Here is an 18,270-nt window from a genome sequence, read left to right on the forward strand (position 1 = left end):
CCGGCACGATCGATGCGGATGTCACCGGCACGATCGATGCGGATGTCATCTAYGGCTTCCAGGGCAATGACGCGATCAACGGCGGCGATGGCGGCGACTGGCTGTTCGGTGGAGAGGGCAACGACGCGGTCAGCGGCGGAGCCGGCAATGACGAGATCTATGGCGGCGAAGGCRACGACACYCTGACGGGCGGCTCGGGCAGCGACGCCTTCGTGTTCACSCCRAACTTCGGCCAYGACACCGTTACCGACTTCTCGGYGGCCGGCGGCGACATCATCCAGTTCGACAAGGCGGTCTTCGCCAACTGGGCACAGCTGCTCTCGCACGCCGTGCAGTCGGGATCGAACGTCGTCATCACCGCCGATCCCAACAACTCCATCACCCTGCAGTCCGTCGCTCTGTCCAGCCTGCAGCAGTCGAACTTCCAGTTTGCATAAATGGGGCTTGGGCGGCCCTAGAATAATGAAGTAGTGGGGACTTAGTTGGGGAATGAATAGCGTCGAAGCCCGACCGCAGCCAGTTCAAAAGCTGGATTCAGGACTGCGCGCACTTTGCGGTATCGCAGCGTTTTATCAAATTGCGGCTGACCCTGAATCTCTCCAGCGGGAGTTGGCCCTGATTGGCCGCTCCGCCGATGATCGCGATGTGCTCCGCGCCGCGAAGCTGGTTGGATTGAAGGCAAGGCTGATCAGAAGGATTACGCTGGACCGGCTCAGGACCGTGCCCGTGCCAGCCATCGTTCAACTTGTCGACGGTACCTATCACGTGTTTGCGGGCGTAGCCGACGGCAAACGATTTCGTCTGGTTGACCCCATCAGCAGGCACGATCGCTTCGTCAATGCAGATGATCTTCTGTCTTCAATCGACGATCGCATCATCCTTCTCGCGCGCCGAACTGGAGGAGCAGGCGTCGATCCCCGAAGTTTTGGGCTGAAATGGTTTTTGCCGTCGATATGGCGGTACCGCAAACCCATAGCACATGTGCTGCTTGCTTCCCTCTTTATCCAGGTATTTGCCCTCGTTACGCCACTCTTTTTCCAATTGGTCGTTGACAAGGTCCTGTCGCACAAAGGCTATTCTACCCTTACAGTTTTGGTCGCTGGCATCGTCATTATCGGAATTTTCGATGTCACGCTGCAGTATCTCCGGACGTATGTCCTGTCGCATACAACAAATCGTATCGACGTCGAACTGGGACAGAAGCTCTTCCGTCATCTGCTGAGACTCCCGCTTCAATATTTCGAGAGCCGCTCCGCCGGACAGACCGTGGCACGTGTGAGAGAGTTGGAAACGATACGAAGCTTTCTGACCGGGCAGGCGCTATTCTCCTTGTTAGATCTGATTTTTACCGTCGTCTTTATCGCGGTGCTATACGCATACTCCCCACAACTGACGTTGATCGTCCTCGCCTCGATCCCGATCTACGTCCTCATAGGCATACTCATTCGCCCTCCACTTCGCGATCTGATCAACGAGAAATTCAATAGAGGTGCGCTTAGCCAGCAGTTTCTGGTTGAAGCCGTTGTTGGGATTCACACCGTCAAGGCTGGCGCTGTTGAACCGATCCTGCAATCGCAATGGGAGGAGAAGCTTGCCGCCTATGTGCGCATCGCATTCGATGCCACGCGGTTGAGCGCAGCCGGCCAGAATGCGATCCAATATGTGAGCAAGCTGTCGGCTGCGTTTCTGCTATATTTCGGTGCGCAGGCGGTCATCGATGGGGAGCTGTCGGTCGGAGCGCTCATTGCGTTCAATATGCTTGCTGCCCAGGTTACCCAACCCGTTTTAAGATTGTCTCAGCTCTGGCAAGACTTTCAGCAGGTCCAAATTTCGATTGAACGCCTCGGGGACTTGCTCAATTCCCCAATCGAACCCATGCCGCAGCAACGTATGGCGCTTCCGAAACCAAGGGGCGCAATCAGTATGAGGAACGTCACCTTTCGCTATCGTTCTGGATCCCCCGAAGTCCTGAAGTCAGTTACGCTCGATATCGCGCCCGGAGAGGTCATCGGGATCGTCGGCGCGTCCGGCTCCGGCAAATCAACGCTGACGAAGCTTCTGCAGCGGCTCTATCAGCCTGAGGAGGGCCAGGTTCTTCTCGACGGAATAGATCTCTCGAATGTCGATCCCTCTTGGCTTCGTAGCCATATCGGGGTCGTCCTGCAGGAGAATATCCTCTTCAATCGCTCCATCCACGATAACGTAGCCTTCGCCAACCCCGCGATGTCGCGCGCGGAAGTGATGTCCGTGGCCAGGCTCGCTGGAGCCGACGAATTCATTGCCAAATTGCCGCAAGGTTACGACACAATGATAGAAGAGCGCGGGGCGAACCTCTCCGGCGGTCAGCGGCAGCGGATCGCCATCGCTCGGGCCCTCGCTACCAATCCGCCTATTCTGATTTTTGATGAAGCGACCAGCGCGCTTGACTATGAAAGCGAGCGCGTGATCCAGACGAACATGATGAAAATCGCCAGAAACCGCACGGTCATCATCATCGCCCATCGTCTGGCTGCAGTCCGCACCTGCGATCGCATCTTGGGGATGGCCGATGGGCGGATAGTTGAAAGCGGTTCTCATTCCGACTTGCTGGTCAACAAAAGCGGGATCTACTCCAAGCTTTGGGCTCTTCAAAGCGATATGAGCGTCTCATGACGGCCGGCAAGGAACATTCATCGTCAAAGCGCGCAAGACGTGCCGATCAGGAGTTTCTGGCACCCGCGCTTGAGATTCTAGAAACGCCGCCTTCGCCAGTGCAGACGGCCATCCTTACGCTGATCTGTTCGTTCGCGGTGACAGCTCTGATCTGGGCTTACGTGGGGCGCGTCGATATCGTCGCAGTTTCGCAGGGCAAGTTCCAGCCCACCGGCAAGGTGAAGGTCATTCAGCCGGTCGTAACAGGCAAAGTGGTAAGGCTGCCGCCCGCCAACGGCACGTATGTGAAGGCCGGCGACATATTGCTGGAACTCGACCCAACACAGGCGCTATCGGAAGAAAAGGGATTGCGCGATAAGCTGAATTCCACAGAAGCTGAGGCTACCCGAAGACGAGCTGCCATTGCCGCAGCGCGCCAAGGCCTAATGTCATCCGAGGTCAATATTGGTTGGAGCTCGACCATACCGGCAGATATCCGCCTTCGAGAGGAGCAGATCCTTCTCGTAAGCTTAGACGAGCTGGAATCGACGCTTTCTGCATTACGGGCGCAACGTTCTCAAAAAGAAGCCGAACGACAACAGAAGACCGCAGAGATTGAAGCCCAGCAATCACTCATCGAAACGTTACGGCAGAGAGTGGATATGCGAAACACGTTGGTGTCTCGAACTGCGGGCACCATTTCCAGCGTTATCGACGCGACCGAACTCATGAAAACGCGAGAGACGGATCTGGTTACACTGGTGGGCGAGATGAGGGTCGCAAATGCCGGTGTAACCGTTTTTACTGCCGAGATTGACAAGACACTCCGCGCGTTTGTAAGTGATCAGGCTCAAAAACTTGGCCAATCCGAACGGGAGGCCGAAGAGTTGCGCAACCTTCTGGCAAAGGCGGAAAGCCAGCGGCGGCAATTGACTATCGAAAGTCCTGTTGAAGGTATCCTACAAGCATCAGTAGTATTTACGCTTGGACAGGTCGTTACCACCGGCCAAGATCTGGCGCGGGTAGTTCCTCTTGACTCAGAGTTGGAGATTGAGGTGTACGTCCTCAACCGAGATATCGGGTTCATCCAGCCAGGTCAGTCGGCGGTCGTGAAAGTTGAATCTTTTCCGTTCACCCGCTACGGCTCACTTGAAGCGACCGTCAAACAAATTGCAACGGATTCCCTGCCCCAGCAGGATGCCCAACTGATTGAAGGAAATCCAAACGCGACGTCATCGCGCGATCGTTCCTTTTCTGGCACGGAAAGAATACAAAACCTTGTATTTCCAGTCACCCTCCGGCCGGAGAAAGACGTCATCGAAGCGGACGGCGCGGTGGTCGCGCTTACCCCAGGTATGGCGGTTACGGTGGAAATCAAAACTGGCTCACGTCGTATCCTGGAATATCTGTTCTCTCCGCTTGTGGAGGTAGCCTCTCGCGCATTTCGCGAACGATAGCGACGAGACGCTCGTCGGTTCCAGAGCAGGGGACGCGTCGGCGCCCGCATCGAAATTGGTAGGTCTGGATATTTGCCAGTTTTGATATCCTATCTGGGTTGGACATCATAATCACGCGCGATCGTTGACCAGTTTATTTGAAGGTCGGCGATCGCTTTATGGCGGTATTGTATAGCCAAGCTGCACCCCGTGATGTTCCTAGGGCATATTCGTCAAAGAGTTCACGAGGAAAGCCACACATATGGACGAGGGCAAGGGTCGCCAACCCCGGATTTGGCCATCTGCTACCAATGCCCCCATAATCCTGCCCGCCTTGATCTGTGGTCGGCTTTCCCTGGACGAGCAACGGCGCTTCTTCATAAAGATTACAATGGTGGTTCTCTTGGCCGGACGAGGTCAGGACGCAAATCGTTTCGGCAGGCCTGCGGCCTTGCTCTGGGGTGAATGAGGGCGCAGAGCGGCATGAGCTTTACTGAAATCCCTGTCCGGGACTTTGTGAAACTTGCAGTCTTGGCCTCCACCGACTGCAGACCCCTATTTCAACCTTTGAAACAGATGCCTCACTGCAATAGCCGAGGCTCGGCTTTTGTCTATGATCCATCTCCACCGGAACAAGAAGCATGAAGCGCCGATCCGGGTTGAGGGAGGAGAGACAATGCGCAGGATACTGACATCCATCGGTCTTGCCTTGCTGGCGTTCGCGGGTGTGAACGCAGCGAGCAGTGCCGGGCTGGCGGCGGAATGGCCGAAGGACAAGCCGGTCACTCTGGTTCACGCCTTTTCGGCAGGCAGCGATTATCTGGCGCGGCTGGTGGCCGCGGCGCTGGAAAAGGGCATCGGGCAAACGGTCATTGTCGAAAACAAGCCGGGGGCTGGCGGCGCGATCGGCACGGGCTACGTGGCTCGCCAGAAGCCGGACGGCTATACCCTGGTCACCGCCTATCCGGGACCGGCGGCCAATTTCACCAACACCATGCCCGGGCTGGCCTATAAGCCGCTGCAGGATTTCGAGCACATCATCCAGTTTTCGGTCGGCGACATGGTGCTGGTGGCCCGCAAGGATTTTCCGGCCAACAATTTCAGCGAGTTGATCACCTATGTGAAGGAGCACCCCTCGCAGGTGAGCGCCGGCAACAACGGCATCGGCTCCTACGGTCACATGATCGAGACCGCGATCATGGACATGGCCGGGATCGACATCAAGCTTGTCAGTTATAAGGGCAGCCCTCCGATCGTGACCGACATGCTGTCGGCGAGCCTGGATCTCTCCGTGGATTATCTCGGTGATGCCTATATCAAGCACATCGAGGCGGGCACTCTAAAGCCGCTCGCGGTGATCTCAGCCAACCGGGTCAAGATACTGCCGAACGTTCCGACCCTGAAGGAGGCGGGGCTCGATCTCGTTGCCGTGCCGTGGGGAGGCATCATGGCGCCCAAGGGTACGCCCCCGGCGGTCGTCAAGAAGATCAACGACGTGCTCACGGAATATCTGAAGTCGGACGACGCCATCCGGAAATTCGCCGTTGCGGGCCAGGTCCCGGCGCCGACCACGCCAGAGGAGTTCCACAGGATCGTCGTCGATGAAGAAGCGCTGTGGCGGAACATCATCACCAAATACAAGATCCGGAGCGAATAGTCCTTCGGTCTCTCCGAAACAGAGAGCGACGGCCGGCAGATTGACGAAATCCGGGAGCGCATCCGATGTCGAGTGATACCCTTGTCCGGTCACATCGGCCCGCCGACGCGCCGCTGGTGGATGCGCATTTTCACATCTATACGACGGACCTGCCGCTGGCGCCTGACGCCTGGCACCAACCGCCGGAAGATGCAGGCACCGAGCGGCTGATCAAGCTGCTCGACGACCATGGCATCTCGCTCGGGGTCGTGGCTGCCGCCAGCTTGCATGGCGAATACAACGACTACGTTCGTGATGCTTTGCGCAGATATCGCCGCCTGCGGGCAACGGCAATCGTCTCTCCGTCCATCGGCATCTACGAGCTGGAGCGGATGCGCGACGACGGCTTCGTCGGCATCCGGCTGATGTGGAGAACGCTTGCGGAGGCGCCGGATATCACCTCGCCGGACTATCGCCGGCTGTTGCGGCGGGTCGCCGATCTCGGCTGGCACGTGCACCTGATCGAAAGGGCGGATCGACTGCCGAAGATGATGCAGGAGATCGAGGCAGCAGGCGCGCGCATGGTGATCGATCATATGGGCATGCCGGAGGCGGGCAAGGGTGTGGACGATCCCGGATTTCGCCTCGTCCTCAACGCGATCGATCGTGGCAATACCTGGGTCAAGCTTTCGGCGGGTTACCGGTTCAAGCCGTCCTCGGCCGCCGTGGATTGCGCGCGGGAGCTGGTGAAGCGGACGGGCGGGGAGCGGCTGGTCTGGGCGAGCGACTGGCCTTTTGCCGCCTACGAAAACAACGTGACCTACGGAGAGACCGTGGCGGCGCTTTCCGAATGGGTGCCTGACCCGGTCATGCGGCGGCGCATCGGCGGTCGAAATGCCCTCGAACTCTACTTCATGTAAAAGCTGGAACCGGAAATGGATGCACTCGCGGAATTGACTGCCAAGGCCGAAATCCTGTCCCTCGTCACCGCGTACTGGAACGATGTCGACACCAATTGGGGTGCCGGTGCACATATGATGTTCACCGAGGATGGCGTGTTCGGGTCAGGCCCTTCCGCTTTTATCGGGAGGGGGCAGATAAAGGCGTTTTACGACTGGCGCCGCAGCCGGGGCGAACGTGTTTCGCGCCATCTGATCAATAACCCGATCGTTTCGATGGAGAGCCGAGATCGGGCGACGATCCGATATATCATGAGCATCTATGCGGTCGATGGCTTGCCGGTCCTGCCCATCAACGGGCCAAACAGCATTTCGGACGTTCTCGAAGTCGTCGTGCGCGATTGGCCGGATGGTTGGAAGATCCAGTCGAAGGTGTTTACCCATTTGTTCAAGGGGCAGGAGCCGACGACGACGATGCCGGCAGATCTGCGCGAGGCCCTGTTGCCGGAGGGCAGCTCGCAGGTTCAGAGCTAATTTCCGTATCGTACCGATCGAATGCCGTTGAGGAGGAAAACAGCATGGCCATCGCAACGCGACAGCACCGCCCGCTCAGTCGCCGAAATGTCACTTTCGCCGCCATTTTCGTAGGTTTCAGCGTGGCTGTCGGCATCTACGCTTATGAAACGTTGAAGATCGGCACGGCGGCCGAGATGGGGGCCGGGTTCTTTCCCGTCATGCTCTCGATCATGCTCGGGTTCCTGTCCCTGGCCGTGGCTTTCACGCCGATCCCCGCAGGCGCCCAGCCGTTGCGGTTCGCCCCGGTCAAGGCGTCCATTCTGATCATGGGGTCCCCCCTGATCTTTGCGGCGTCCATCCAGTCGCTGGGTCTGGTGGCCGCAGTGGCGTTGACGATCTTCTTTTCCAGTTTTGCCAGCCGGTTTGCCACCCTGCGCCAATCCCTTCTGCTGTCCGTCGGTTTCACCGTCTTTTGCGTGGCGGTATTCCATTATCTCCTGAACCTGCCAATCGCCCTCTGGGGCGACCTGATCACGGGTTAGAAACGCCATGGATATCTTTGCCAATCTCGCGCTCGGCTTCGGGGCGGTTCTTGAACCTTCCAATCTGATGTTCTGCTTCATCGGCTGCCTGCTTGGTACGGCCGTCGGTGTGCTGCCGGGCATCGGCCCGCTTGGGACGATCGCCATCCTGCTGCCGGTGACGTTCGGCTTTGCGCCGGAGGCCTCGATGATCATGCTGGCCGGCATCTATTACGGCGCCCAATATGGCGGCTCCACCACCGCGATCCTCATCAACCTGCCTGGCGAGGCGACATCGGCGGTGACCGCCATCGACGGTTACCAGATGGCGCGCCAGGGCAGGGCAGGGGCAGCGCTCGCCATCGCCGCGCTCGGCTCGTTCTTTGCCGGCTGCGTCGCGACGCTCGTTATCGCGCTGTTTGCGCTGCCGTTGACCTCGCTTGCTCTCAGCTTCGGTCCCTCGGACTATTTTGCGCTGATGGTACTCGGGGTCGTGGCCTCGATCGCGCTGGCGCACGGTTCGGTACTGAAGGGACTTGTCATGATCGTGCTGGGCCTGCTGCTCGGCTGCGTCGGGACCGATGTCTATACCGGCAGCATGCGCCTGACGCTCGGCACGCTTGACCTCGCGGATGGCATACCGATCATCGCCTTCGGTTCCGGCGTCTATGCGATTGCCGAAATCCTGCGCGGTCTCGAGGATGAAAAGGAGCAGGAGCGGGATGTGCTGACGACGCGCGTCACCGGCCTCATGCCCACCTGGACGGATATCAGGGAGTCAGCCTGGCCTATCCTGCGGGGGACGGGGCTCGGTTGCATTCTCGGAATCCTGCCAGGCGGTGGCGCGATGCTGTCGTCCTTCACGTCTTATGCGTTGGAAAAGAAGATTTCCCGCCATCCCGAACGGTTCGGCCACGGCGCGATCGCCGGTGTTGCCGGTCCGGAATCGGCCAACAATGCCGGCGCCCAGAGCTCCTTCATCCCGATGCTGACGCTCGGTATCCCCTCGAACGCGATCATGGCGCTGATGATCGGCGCGCTGATGCTGCAAGGCGTGGCGCCGGGCCCCAATCTCGTCAATGAGAAGCCGGTTCTGTTCTGGGGTGTGATCGTCTCGATGTGGATCGGTAATCTGATGCTGGTGATCCTCAACCTGCCGCTTGTCGGGCTGTGGGTAAAGCTGCTCTCGGTGCGCAACCATTACCTTTTTCCGGCGATCATCGGTTTCTCGGCGATTGGCGTCTACAGCGTCGGCAACAATCCGTTCGATCTGGTCGTGATGGCGATTTTCGGAGTGGTCGGCTACGGCCTTACCAAGCTCGATTGCGAACCCGCGCCCCTGCTGCTGGGCTTTGTGCTCGGACCGTTGCTGGAAGAATACCTGCGGCGCGCCATGCTGCTGGCGGACGGCAATCCGCTGGTGTTTTTCCAGCGGCCGCTCACCGCCGGCCTGCTGTTTGTCGCGGCAGTGACACTCTTTGCGGTGCTGTTTCCGGCGATCCGCAACCGCCGCAGGGTCGTTTTTGCGGAAGAGGATTGAGAGCTTCTCCATCGTTGCAGGGCGGATTTTACCACGTGTTATGGCGCGATCGTGTTTCATGTCGTGAAATCGCCGCGCGGCGAAGGTGGACCCCTCGACCGTCCGGGTTGTAACTCATCGAAATCCGGCAAACAGCCGGACAGCGTTTCCCGCCCATCGACCAACCCCGATATTCACAGGTGAAACTTGCAATATCTGCTGAGTTTCCATTTTTCCGGCTGTGCTGATGAGCGCTGACAAGGTCGGACGCTACAACCCTCTGCTTGCCCTGAAGGACCCGCATTACCGCCGTTTCGCCATCGGGAGCATCGTCTCCGTCCTCGGCATGTGGATGCAGAAGATCGGCGTCGCATGGCTGGCATGGGAGCTCAGCAAGTCGCCATTCTGGCTCGGGTTGATTGCCGCCGCCGACATGCTGCCGTCGATCTTCCTCAGCAGCTTTGCCGGCTCGCTCGCCGACGCGCATGACAAGATCAAGGTGCTGCGTTCGGCGCAATCGGTCGCCATCCTGCAGTCCGTGGCGCTGGCCCTGCTCTCGTGGCTGGGGCTCACCACCGTCGAAGTGCTGCTCGGGCTCACCCTGATCCTTGGAATTTCCAGCAGTCTCGAACAGCCGGCGCGGTTGTCGCTCATTCGGGAAATCGTGCCTGCGGACTATCTGCATGCGGCAGTGGCGGTCAATGCGCTGAGTTTCAACCTCGCCCGGTTCGTTGGCCCGATCATCGCCGGGCTGTTGATCAGTAAAGTCAATGTCGGCGTTACCTTCGCAGTGAGTGCCGCGGCAATCGCCTTCTTCTCTTATGCACTGGCTATGATCCGGGTCCAGAAGCGTATCGATCGACCCTCAGACGCTGTTCAGCGATCGGGCACCGCCGATGGCTTTCGTTACGTGCGTCGCCACAAAAGCCTTCTGGCGACGTTGGGGCTGCTGGGGATGACCGGGATCAGCGTCAATGGGATATTGCAGATGCTTCCGGCAATCTCCGATGCCCTGTTCGCGAAAGGCATAGACGGGTTCGTGGGGCTGATGGCGGCTTCCGCCTTCGGCTCGGTGGTCTCGGGCACGATAACCCTGCTGCGGCCACCGAGTGCGCGGGGCCTGCTTGGTATCGCGTTTGCCGCGATTTGCGCCACCGCCGCCCTTGCGGTGCTCGCGTTGACGCCGAGTTTTCACCTCGCGCTGATTGCGATCTTCTGCATGTCGTTCGCCAACATGTATGCGGGGATCGCCGGACAAGCCTTGCTGCAGCTGGAGAGTGAGCCCGGCAAGCTGGGCCGCGTGATGGGGATCTACAGCATGATCATCCGTGGCGGTCCCGCGGTCGGTAGTTTCGTCATCGGAACCGCGGCGACGTTTGTCGGCATGGTCATTCCCATCGTCGGCGTCGCGGCGCTTGCCGCCTGTTATTCCGGCGCCATCGCGCTGGCCTTCCGCCGGCAGCAATCGTGACCGTTCTCATTTCATCTGCTGAAATGAAAAAAAGAAGCCTCTGGCCTCATCGCCCGGCGGGGACTACCGTCTGCTTAGGCATTGGTTGGGAGACTGGTGCAGAGGGAATTCTGGGAGGAGTTCTGGATGCTGGATAGCGAGCTTAAGGAGAGACCGGCCAGATCTCCGCAGCTGCCGAAATATAACGATCTTCATTGCAGGGCTAACTCATTGCGTGGCAGCGTCGACGAACACAAGGCGTCCTATGCTCCCGTCGAATCCGCCCGCCGGGTTCTGCTGCTGCTGCAGGCGCTCAATGCCCAGCGTATCGCCACCATCGGTTCGCTGCATCAGGTGACGGGCCTTTCCAAGTCGACGATCGTCAGAATGCTCGAAACCTTGATCAGCGAAGGATACGTCGTCCGCGACAATTTCGTCGGCGGCTATAGCGTGACCTCCAAGGTCGTCTCGCTCGCGTCCGGGTTCAGCGGCGCTCCGTTGCTGATCGAGGCGGCGCGGTCGCGGGCGGTGGCGTTGACCAATGATATCAAGTGGCCCGTGAGCCTCGGAACGCTGCGCGACGGCCACATCCTGGTCAGTTTTACCACGGCGCCGATCAGTCCCTGGTCCTATCCGTTTCCCGTGCTGCACCGGTTCCTGGATCTGGAACTGACCGCGATGGGGCAGTGTTACCTGGCGTTCTGCGATGACGAGGAGCGTGCGCTGCTTTTGAACGCACTGACCCAGCAGCGCCGCGGGCAGGGCAAGCCGTTCGATGCCGCGCGGGTGCTGAGGGACCTCAGGGCAACCCGCAAGCGCGGTTATGCCCGTGTCGGCGGACCGCGGCGGGTTTTCGATTTCGTGGCTGTCCCGATCCTCGACGGTCAGCGTTGCTCTGCCTGCATGGGGGTCGGCTTCTATCGTACCGCGGTTCCGTCCGATCGCATCGTGGAGAGCGTAATCCAGCCCATGCTCGAGACCGCATCCGCCATAAAAGTGGATATGCGCAACCTCAATAGCACCGGTTACTGAGCCACAATCAACACTGATCTGCTAGGCGTTGCTCGATCAGGGCAGGCCGAGCTGCGTCCAATCGTGACCAACCCAAAGAGGGATCCAATGAAGCGTAAGGTTGTGCTGACATGTGCCGTCACGGGCGGCAGTGCTTTATCCAGGAACAGCCAATATGTACCGATCACGCCGGAGCAGATCGCCAATGAGGCGATTGCAGCCGCGCGGGCCGGTGCTGCGTCGGTGCATATCCACGTCCGCAATCCGCAGACCGGCGCCCCCTCGATGAAATTCGAACTTTATGAGGAGGTGATGCAGCGTATCGGACGCTCCGGAGTGGACGTGATCGTCAATCTGACCGCCGGTCCGGGCGCTGGCTACGCGCCGACACTGGACGAGACTGCCGTGCCGCCTGTCCTGTCTCCCACCGTTCGCACCGACCATGTTTCGCGCCTGCGCCCCGATATCTGCACGCTGGATGTGGCGACCATGAATTTCGGCGATCGGGCGATCGTCAACACGCCGCCGCATCTGATCGCCATGGCGAAATCCATCCAGGCGGCCGGTGTGAAGCCGGAGCTTGAAGTTTTCGATGTCGGCCATGTGGGCGTCGCGGTGCGGTTGCTCGAAGCCGGGCACCTGCCGCAACCGCCATTCTTCCAGTTCTGCCTCGGGATTCCGGGCGGAGCTCCGGCGACGACCGAGGCGATGCTTCTGATGCGCTCGCTGATACCGCCGGGCGCCATCTGGTCTGCCTTCGGCATTTCCCGCTTTCAGATGCCCATGGTCGCCCAGTCGGTCATCCTTGGCGGCCATTGCCGCGTCGGGTTGGAAGACAACCTTTATCTGGAACACGGTGTTCTGTCCGAAGGCAATGCGCCGCTGGTCAAACGCGCGGTGGAGATCATCAGGGCAATCGGGGCCGAGCCCGCGACGCCGGCGGAAGCCCGCGAGATCCTGTCGCTCGAAGCGGCGAGGATGGCCGCCTGATGAATGGTCCCGAGCCGGTTTCCGAGACCGTCTTCGATCCTGCCGCGGCAGGTTGGACGAAGCGCCGGTCCAACCCTTTCTCCGATGTGGTCGGGCCGTTCTGGCAGAAGCAGGAGGATGGCCAGGTCGTCTTCGGACTACTTTGCACGCCGCAGACGCTGAACAATGCGCGCGTGATGCATGGAGGCGCGCTCGCGACCTTCTGCGATCAGGCATTGGGCGGCACGCTCCATGAAACCTTGTCGCGCGGTCAAGACCCCGATGCACCGCCGGTGCGGTCCGTCACGGTCCAGCTCAACGTGCAGTTCCTCGCGGCCGTGCGGCCGTTCGATTTTGTGATCGCCCGCTGTCGCGTCACCCGAAAAACGCGCACGCTGGTGTTCCTGGACGGGCTTGTGGAAGTGGGCAACGAGGCTGTCGCGTCGCTGCAGGCGGTGTTCAAGCTGGTTAAGCCGGCCGGCTGAACAGGTCCGTCGGTTTGTATTTCAGTCATTGAAATGTCCCCACGCCGACCCTCGCCGAATGCCGCCAAACGCCGCAGAGTCACAGAAACAAAGCGGCCTCGGGGAGGAAAAGCATGCCACGGACGGAGTTTACGGCGCGTTTGAAGGCGTCTCAGCAACTGCTTGGCACATTCGTCAAGACACCCACCAGCCATGCCTCGGAAATCTTGGGCGGCGCGGGGTTCGATTTCGTGGTCATTGACGAAGAGCACGCGCCGATCGATCGTTTCGCGACCGACCAGATTCTGCTGGGATGCCGGGCGAACGATATCGCCGGCCTCGTCCGGGTGCCCTCGTCGGCTCCGAGCGCCATCCAGTCGGTGCTCGATTGCGGCGCCAGCGGCGTGCTGGTCCCGCATGTAGCCTCAGTCGAGATCGCCCGCGCCGCGGTGGCCGCCAGCCGATATCGCGGCGGGGCCCGCGGTTTTTCCAATTCGCCGCGGGCCGGCGGTTATGGCACGACCGGCATGTGGGCGCATATCGAGGCGCAGGACCGCGATATCGCCGTACTGGCGATGATCGAGGATCGCGAAGCGATCGATGTCATCGAGGCCATCGTGGCCGTCAACGGGCTTGACGGGATCTTCATCGGCCGCGGTGACCTGACGGTTTCGCTCAGTGCCAAGTCGGCGAGCGAGCCGGTGGTCAAGAATGCTGTTGCGCGCATCATGGCCGCCGCCCGCAATGCCGGCAAACCCATCTGCATCATGGTCGGCTCGGTGGATGAGATCGGACCTTTCCGTGCGGACGGCGCAAGCGCCTTCATCGTTTCCTCCGACCAGGCCCTTTTGCGCGCCAGCGCCAACCGGATCCGCGCCGAATTCAGCGCGGCCGTCAACTGAAACGATCACGTCAGGAATTGGACATGTACGCAGCAAACGACCCACGGGCGGCGCTCAATACTGCAACGGCCCGCAGCAATCCCGCTCCTGCCGCCTACAAGGGCGCGGAATATGCCCGTTTCTATGATGCCCCGCCGCAGGACGTGACGGGCGGCAGCGAGACCTATTATGCGCGGGGCCAGAACCTTGTGGTCGCGCACACCACGGGCAAAGCCGGTCTCGTGCTTTCCAGGACCAACCAGGTCGACGAATATGTGGTTCTGCTTCCCAACAAGGATACGCCGGTCGAGGTCCGCTGGAACGGTCAGAGCATTGTAGTTGGCGGCTATTGTCTCGTCGTCGTTCCGCCCGGAGACAGCGAGGTGCATCTGAAAGGCGACGGCGAGGTGATCCGGCTGATCACCACCCGCGCCGACGATCTCGTCGCCAAATGCTCGAACGCGGACTCCTATCTGAGCCCAGACCCGAACGTCCCGCCGTTCGAGCCCTGGCCCGACCCGGTCGGCGGCCACAAGCTGCGTCAATACAGCCTTGACGTACCGCCGGAACCCGGCCGCTTCGGCATCATCTTCCGCTGCTCGACGATCATGGTGAACTTCCTGCCCGGCAGCGGACCGCGCGACATCACCAGGATGTCGCCGCACTTCCACGACGATTTCGAACAGTATTCGCTCTGCGTCGCGGGCGCCTACATCCACTACCTGCGCTGGCCCTGGATCAGCGATCTCAACGCCTGGCGGCCGGACGACGCGGAGCTTTGCGCAGCGCCCTCCGTCGCCGTCATTCCGCCCCCGGCCATCCACACGTCCCGATCGATTGACCCGGTGAAGAACGTCCTGGTCGACATCTTTAGCCCGCCGCGCGCCGATTTTTCCGCCAAACCCGGCTGGGTGCTGAATGCCGACGAATATCCCGCACCAAGCAATACCGCGTGCTGATCCGATTATCAGCCCTTAAGGGAGTACTTTGCATGACCGAAACGTCCGCCGCCACCACTGACCGAAATGCCGAGATCGCCGATCTTCTTGTCGGCGCGGTCGATCTCCACTGCCATAGCGGGCCGGCGGTCTTCCCGCGGCTGCTGGATCATTACGAAGCCATGGTCGAGGCCTCCGCAGCCGGCTTTTCCGCGCTGGTCTACAAGGACCATTTCTACCCTGGCATGGCGCATGCCATGCTGCTTGAGACGCTCTATCCGGATATGGGCGTGCGCCTTTATTCCGGTGTCGCGCTCAACAATGCGAGCGGCGGTATCAATCCGCATGCGGTCGATCACGCCGTCAAGCTCGGCGGTAAGATTGTCTGGATGCCGACATTCGCGGCGGCGAACCATATCGACAAGAGCGCCAACGAGACCAAGAACTATCCAAAGAGCGCCGATCCGATGCTGCCGCCCATTCCGCTGAGCGTGCTGGACGAGGACGGCAGGCTAACCAAGGAGACCAATGAAGTCCTCGACGTGATCGCTGCCGGCGACATCATTCTTTCGAGCGGGCATCTTTCGGTGGACGAGCTGAAAGTGCTCTATCCGGAAGCCAAGCGGCGTGGGGTGAAGAAGATGATGATCAATCATCCCACCTATGTCGTCGGCTGCTCGGACGACGATATCCGGGAACTGAGCCGGCTTGGCGTCTATATGGAACATTCCATCTGCATGTTCATCCCCAACGAGCGCGGTCCAGCCAGGTGGGACGCCACTGAATTGCGCCGCCTCGTGGATCTGGCGGGCGTGGAGATGACGATATTCGGCTCCGACCTCGGCCTCGTGAAGATGCCGCGTCCGGTCGAAGGATACCGCGCCATCGTCAACGACCTGCTCGACCTGCAGGTGCCCAGGTCCGATATTCGCAAACTGGTGGGCGGCAATGCGGTGGAGCTGCTTTGAAAGGCACTTACCCCAAGAAGCACGTGCCGCAAGCGATCTGCAAACCGTGAACGTGCCTACCCAAAATGGCGGATGACCCCTACCAATATTAGGGGGCTTGTCACGGAGAACGGATAGGATGAATGGCCAAGGGATCCTTGTATTATAGGTCAACTGGCCATGGGATCAGCCGCTCCTCATTTCCAGGAAACGACACGTTGCCGCCGCTGCGCTGAGAAGGGCAGGCAGATGTCTTTCGACCATGGTTGAGCTGTCAGAGGGGTGGTTGCACTCTCGGGGAAACCGGACGTTTCGGATCAACGCGACGGTCCTCCAATCCGAGAAAATGTAAAGGCTCGGCTTCAGTGCAACTCGTCAAGCCTCGTTTTTTAACGCTGTTTTGACGCTGCTTTGACAGCGGCGCGCTAGGGCAATTCCACGGTTTCCTGGGATGCTCTTCATGCTTCAATACGTTGATGGCCACAACGCTGGCATGCATTACCGAAGCACAAGTGCGCCTGTCGCGCTCTTGTCAAGGGACGCTTTTGTGTCAGACTGCCTGTCGGACGGGCGGCCTGGGTTCGATGATTTCATCGAAAGGGGCACAACACGAGTTGGACCGATGGATCGCATGGATGAAAAACATGCAGTGTTCCGGATGTACCTGCTTGGCCCATTCAGCCTTGTCGACAGCAAAGGGAAATCCGCCACACCCAAGTCCCAGAAGGCCCAGGCAATCCTTGCAATGCTTGCTCTGTCTGCGCGAGGATCCCGCTCTCGGGTTTGGCTGAGAGACAAATTGTGGAGCGACCGCTCCGAGGATCAGGCGGCTGCCAGCCTGAGACAGGCCCTGCTGGATATTCACAAAGCCCTGGGTTCGTGTCGCGATCTCATCATCGCCGACAAGAACACGGTGTGGCTGGATATGGACAGCATCGCGCTCGACACCGATGAAATGCTCCGCAGCGAGCGCCTTGCGGACCAGATCACCGATGAACTGCTCGAAGGCATGGATATCCGCGATCCTGAATTCGAAGACTGGCTGACCGTCGAGAGGCAGAACTGGTACCGACGCATCGAAGAAGGGCGCGTCGACGACGTGTTCGAGCCTCGCCAGCAACCGCGCCGCGACGTCAGCACGCTATCGGCACTGCTGCCTTTGACAGGCTTGCCCGACCAACGCCCCACCGATATTTCCCCGGCCACTGCAGGCAATGATCCGGACAAGCCGCCGTCCCCGGACAATATTCAGTGGACCATCGCTCTCCAGCCGCCGATTGTTGTTGGCGCTGGAGATGGCGGACAGATCGCGGCTTTGCAGTTTCAGAACCTGCTCGCCAAGGCGATCTTCGACGGACTGGGGCTCGGCATTACCGATCTCTCCTTCGATCCGCACCTTGGCCAACCGGATCGAAAAATGGGCCTGCCACTGTGTCTTCAACTGCGGCTGACGTACGATGGCAGTCAGGTGTTGGTAGAGCTGGCGATCAAGCATCTGCTGGACAACAGGATCATATGGCTTGGCAGCCGTATGATCGGACGCACCCAGATGGAGCGGTCCGAATACGGGATCGCCGCGGCGCTGATCAGCCAGGCGGTCGACCAGCTGTCGCTGTTTCAGGAGCTGAGCGCCGGCGACGGTCGCCTCGGCCGCGATGGTCTCTTCATCGATGCGGTCAACGCGATTTTTCGGCTTTCGAGAGGCGATCTCGAAAAAGCGGAAAGGCAGCTGCAGGAGCAGATTCAATACCAGCCGCGAGCCTCTGCCTTCGCCTGGTTGTCCTTCATCCGCACATTCCAGGTCGGCCAGCGCTTCAGCGCGCTGGATGCGCATCTGATCGAAGAGGCCCAGGCCTATGCGCGAAAGGCCCTTGAACTCGATCCGAATAATTCCGTCTCTTTAGCGCTGGTCGGACACGTTCATTCGTTCCTGTTTCGGGAATACGACTACGCCGCCGGTCTGTTCGAGAAGTCGATCCGCCTCAACCCGGCCTTGCCGCTGGGATGGGATCTCTATGCCATGCTGCACTGCTATGCGGGGCAGCCGGAGAGGGCCAGTGCAATGGCGCGGTGGGTTCAGGAGCTCGGCGTCTACAGCGCGCATAAATATTACTTCGATACCACGAAATGCATCAGCGCCGGGTTGGCAGGAGACCACGCGGCAGCGATCGCGGCAGGCGAGGATGCGCTGCATTCCCGGCCGAACTTCAACAGCCTGTTGCGCTATCTCGCCTCCAGCCATGCTCACGCGGGCAATCTGGAGGTCGCGAACCAATATGTGGAACGGCTCGATAAGGTTGAAAACGGGTTCTCCATAACGTCGTTCCGCGGCACGGGCTATCCATTGCTGAGTACCGGCGGCGGAAAGCTGCTGCTCGACGGCTTGATCAAGGCCGGCGCCAGAATTCGCTAAGGCAATGTTCATGATGGTCTTATTTGAGGGGGCTGGGGC

General features: G+C 59.9%; 16 protein-coding genes. All 16 read left to right on the top strand.

Annotated elements, in window-relative coordinates; genetic code table 11:
* Nucleotides 1-437, top strand: a 437-nt coding sequence (locus AC1DLT_RS25335; RefSeq protein WP_477488566.1) for a calcium-binding protein, incomplete at its 5' end; no start/stop codon positions are given.
* Between the two features lie 52 nt (nt 438-489).
* Nucleotides 490-2,652 carry a type I secretion system permease/ATPase gene (locus tag AC1DLT_RS25340; protein ID WP_477488567.1) on the top strand — a complete coding sequence of 721 codons (2,163 nt, stop codon included), beginning with the start codon at nt 490-492 and terminating at the stop codon, nt 2,650-2,652.
* Complete coding sequence (locus tag AC1DLT_RS25345; protein WP_477488568.1) at nt 2,649-4,088, top strand: HlyD family type I secretion periplasmic adaptor subunit; 1,440 nt, start codon at nt 2,649-2,651, stop codon at nt 4,086-4,088. Before AC1DLT_RS25340 ends, AC1DLT_RS25345 begins: the two co-directional genes overlap by 4 nt.
* Nucleotides 4,089-4,743: 655 nt before the next feature.
* On the top strand, nt 4,744-5,724 hold the full coding sequence (locus tag AC1DLT_RS25350; RefSeq protein WP_040124553.1) for a Bug family tripartite tricarboxylate transporter substrate binding protein: 981 nt from the start codon (nt 4,744-4,746) through the stop codon (nt 5,722-5,724).
* A 65-nt stretch (nt 5,725-5,789) separates the two neighbouring features.
* A complete protein-coding gene (locus tag AC1DLT_RS25355; RefSeq protein ID WP_477488569.1) occupies nt 5,790-6,623 on the top strand; it encodes an amidohydrolase family protein in 834 nt (277 codons plus the stop codon).
* Nucleotides 6,624-6,638: 15 nt separating this feature from the next.
* Nucleotides 6,639-7,136 (top strand): nuclear transport factor 2 family protein, encoded by a 498-nt coding sequence (locus AC1DLT_RS25360; RefSeq protein WP_477488570.1) that lies wholly within the window; start codon nt 6,639-6,641, stop codon nt 7,134-7,136.
* Nucleotides 7,137-7,180: 44 nt separating this feature from the next.
* Nucleotides 7,181-7,660: a tripartite tricarboxylate transporter TctB family protein gene (locus tag AC1DLT_RS25365; protein WP_477488571.1), complete on the top strand. Its 480-nt coding sequence runs from the start codon at nt 7,181-7,183 to the stop codon at nt 7,658-7,660.
* Between the two features lie 7 nt (nt 7,661-7,667).
* On the top strand, nt 7,668-9,179 hold the full coding sequence (locus AC1DLT_RS25370) for a tripartite tricarboxylate transporter permease (RefSeq protein ID WP_477488572.1): 1,512 nt from the start codon (nt 7,668-7,670) through the stop codon (nt 9,177-9,179).
* Nucleotides 9,180-9,405: 226 nt separating this feature from the next.
* Entirely contained in the window at nt 9,406-10,629 is a 1,224-nt protein-coding gene (locus tag AC1DLT_RS25375; RefSeq protein WP_477488573.1) for an MFS transporter, read from the top strand.
* 126 nt (nt 10,630-10,755) lie between these two features.
* On the top strand, nt 10,756-11,640 hold the full coding sequence (locus AC1DLT_RS25380) for a helix-turn-helix domain-containing protein (RefSeq protein WP_477488574.1): 885 nt from the start codon (nt 10,756-10,758) through the stop codon (nt 11,638-11,640).
* Between the two features lie 87 nt (nt 11,641-11,727).
* Complete coding sequence (locus AC1DLT_RS25385; RefSeq protein ID WP_477488575.1) at nt 11,728-12,609, top strand: beta-keto acid cleavage family enzyme; 882 nt, start codon at nt 11,728-11,730, stop codon at nt 12,607-12,609.
* Nucleotides 12,609-13,073 (top strand): PaaI family thioesterase, encoded by a 465-nt coding sequence (locus tag AC1DLT_RS25390; RefSeq protein ID WP_477488576.1) that lies wholly within the window; start codon nt 12,609-12,611, stop codon nt 13,071-13,073. The genes AC1DLT_RS25385 and AC1DLT_RS25390 overlap by 1 nt, the downstream gene beginning before the upstream one ends.
* A gap of 113 nt (nt 13,074-13,186) precedes the next feature.
* Nucleotides 13,187-13,954, top strand: a complete 768-nt coding sequence (locus AC1DLT_RS25395) for an HpcH/HpaI aldolase family protein (RefSeq protein ID WP_477488577.1) — start codon at nt 13,187-13,189, stop codon at nt 13,952-13,954.
* A 23-nt stretch (nt 13,955-13,977) separates the two neighbouring features.
* Nucleotides 13,978-14,892, top strand: coding sequence for a cupin domain-containing protein (locus AC1DLT_RS25400; protein ID WP_477488578.1), 915 nt, complete (start codon nt 13,978-13,980; stop codon nt 14,890-14,892).
* 32 nt (nt 14,893-14,924) lie between these two features.
* The gene (locus tag AC1DLT_RS25405) at nt 14,925-15,839 is read left to right on the top strand and encodes a DUF6282 family protein (protein WP_477488579.1); all 915 of its coding nucleotides are present in this window, start codon (nt 14,925-14,927) and stop codon (nt 15,837-15,839) included.
* Between the two features lie 601 nt (nt 15,840-16,440).
* The gene (locus AC1DLT_RS25410) at nt 16,441-18,231 is read left to right on the top strand and encodes an AfsR/SARP family transcriptional regulator (RefSeq protein ID WP_477488580.1); all 1,791 of its coding nucleotides are present in this window, start codon (nt 16,441-16,443) and stop codon (nt 18,229-18,231) included.
* The last annotated feature ends 39 nt before the right edge of the window (nt 18,232-18,270 follow it).

The sequence above is a fragment of the Neorhizobium sp. 05N33 genome, from assembly GCF_056397445.1.

Excerpts from the sequence above, each read along its gene's own strand:
- AC1DLT_RS25340 (WP_477488567.1), top strand. The coding sequence starts at position 490 with ATGAATAGCGTCGAAGCCCGACCGCAGCCAGTTCAAAAGCTGGATTCA.
- AC1DLT_RS25345 (WP_477488568.1), top strand. The coding sequence starts at position 2,649 with ATGACGGCCGGCAAGGAACATTCATCGTCAAAGCGCGCAAGACGTGCC.
- AC1DLT_RS25350 (WP_040124553.1), top strand. The coding sequence starts at position 4,744 with ATGCGCAGGATACTGACATCCATCGGTCTTGCCTTGCTGGCGTTCGCG.
- AC1DLT_RS25355 (WP_477488569.1), top strand. The coding sequence starts at position 5,790 with ATGTCGAGTGATACCCTTGTCCGGTCACATCGGCCCGCCGACGCGCCG.
- AC1DLT_RS25360 (WP_477488570.1), top strand. The coding sequence starts at position 6,639 with ATGGATGCACTCGCGGAATTGACTGCCAAGGCCGAAATCCTGTCCCTC.
- AC1DLT_RS25365 (WP_477488571.1), top strand. The coding sequence starts at position 7,181 with ATGGCCATCGCAACGCGACAGCACCGCCCGCTCAGTCGCCGAAATGTC.
- AC1DLT_RS25370 (WP_477488572.1), top strand. The coding sequence starts at position 7,668 with ATGGATATCTTTGCCAATCTCGCGCTCGGCTTCGGGGCGGTTCTTGAA.
- AC1DLT_RS25375 (WP_477488573.1), top strand. The coding sequence starts at position 9,406 with ATGAGCGCTGACAAGGTCGGACGCTACAACCCTCTGCTTGCCCTGAAG.
- AC1DLT_RS25380 (WP_477488574.1), top strand. The coding sequence starts at position 10,756 with ATGCTGGATAGCGAGCTTAAGGAGAGACCGGCCAGATCTCCGCAGCTG.
- AC1DLT_RS25385 (WP_477488575.1), top strand. The coding sequence starts at position 11,728 with ATGAAGCGTAAGGTTGTGCTGACATGTGCCGTCACGGGCGGCAGTGCT.
- AC1DLT_RS25390 (WP_477488576.1), top strand. The coding sequence starts at position 12,609 with ATGAATGGTCCCGAGCCGGTTTCCGAGACCGTCTTCGATCCTGCCGCG.
- AC1DLT_RS25395 (WP_477488577.1), top strand. The coding sequence starts at position 13,187 with ATGCCACGGACGGAGTTTACGGCGCGTTTGAAGGCGTCTCAGCAACTG.
- AC1DLT_RS25400 (WP_477488578.1), top strand. The coding sequence starts at position 13,978 with ATGTACGCAGCAAACGACCCACGGGCGGCGCTCAATACTGCAACGGCC.
- AC1DLT_RS25405 (WP_477488579.1), top strand. The coding sequence starts at position 14,925 with ATGACCGAAACGTCCGCCGCCACCACTGACCGAAATGCCGAGATCGCC.
- AC1DLT_RS25410 (WP_477488580.1), top strand. The coding sequence starts at position 16,441 with ATGGATCGCATGGATGAAAAACATGCAGTGTTCCGGATGTACCTGCTT.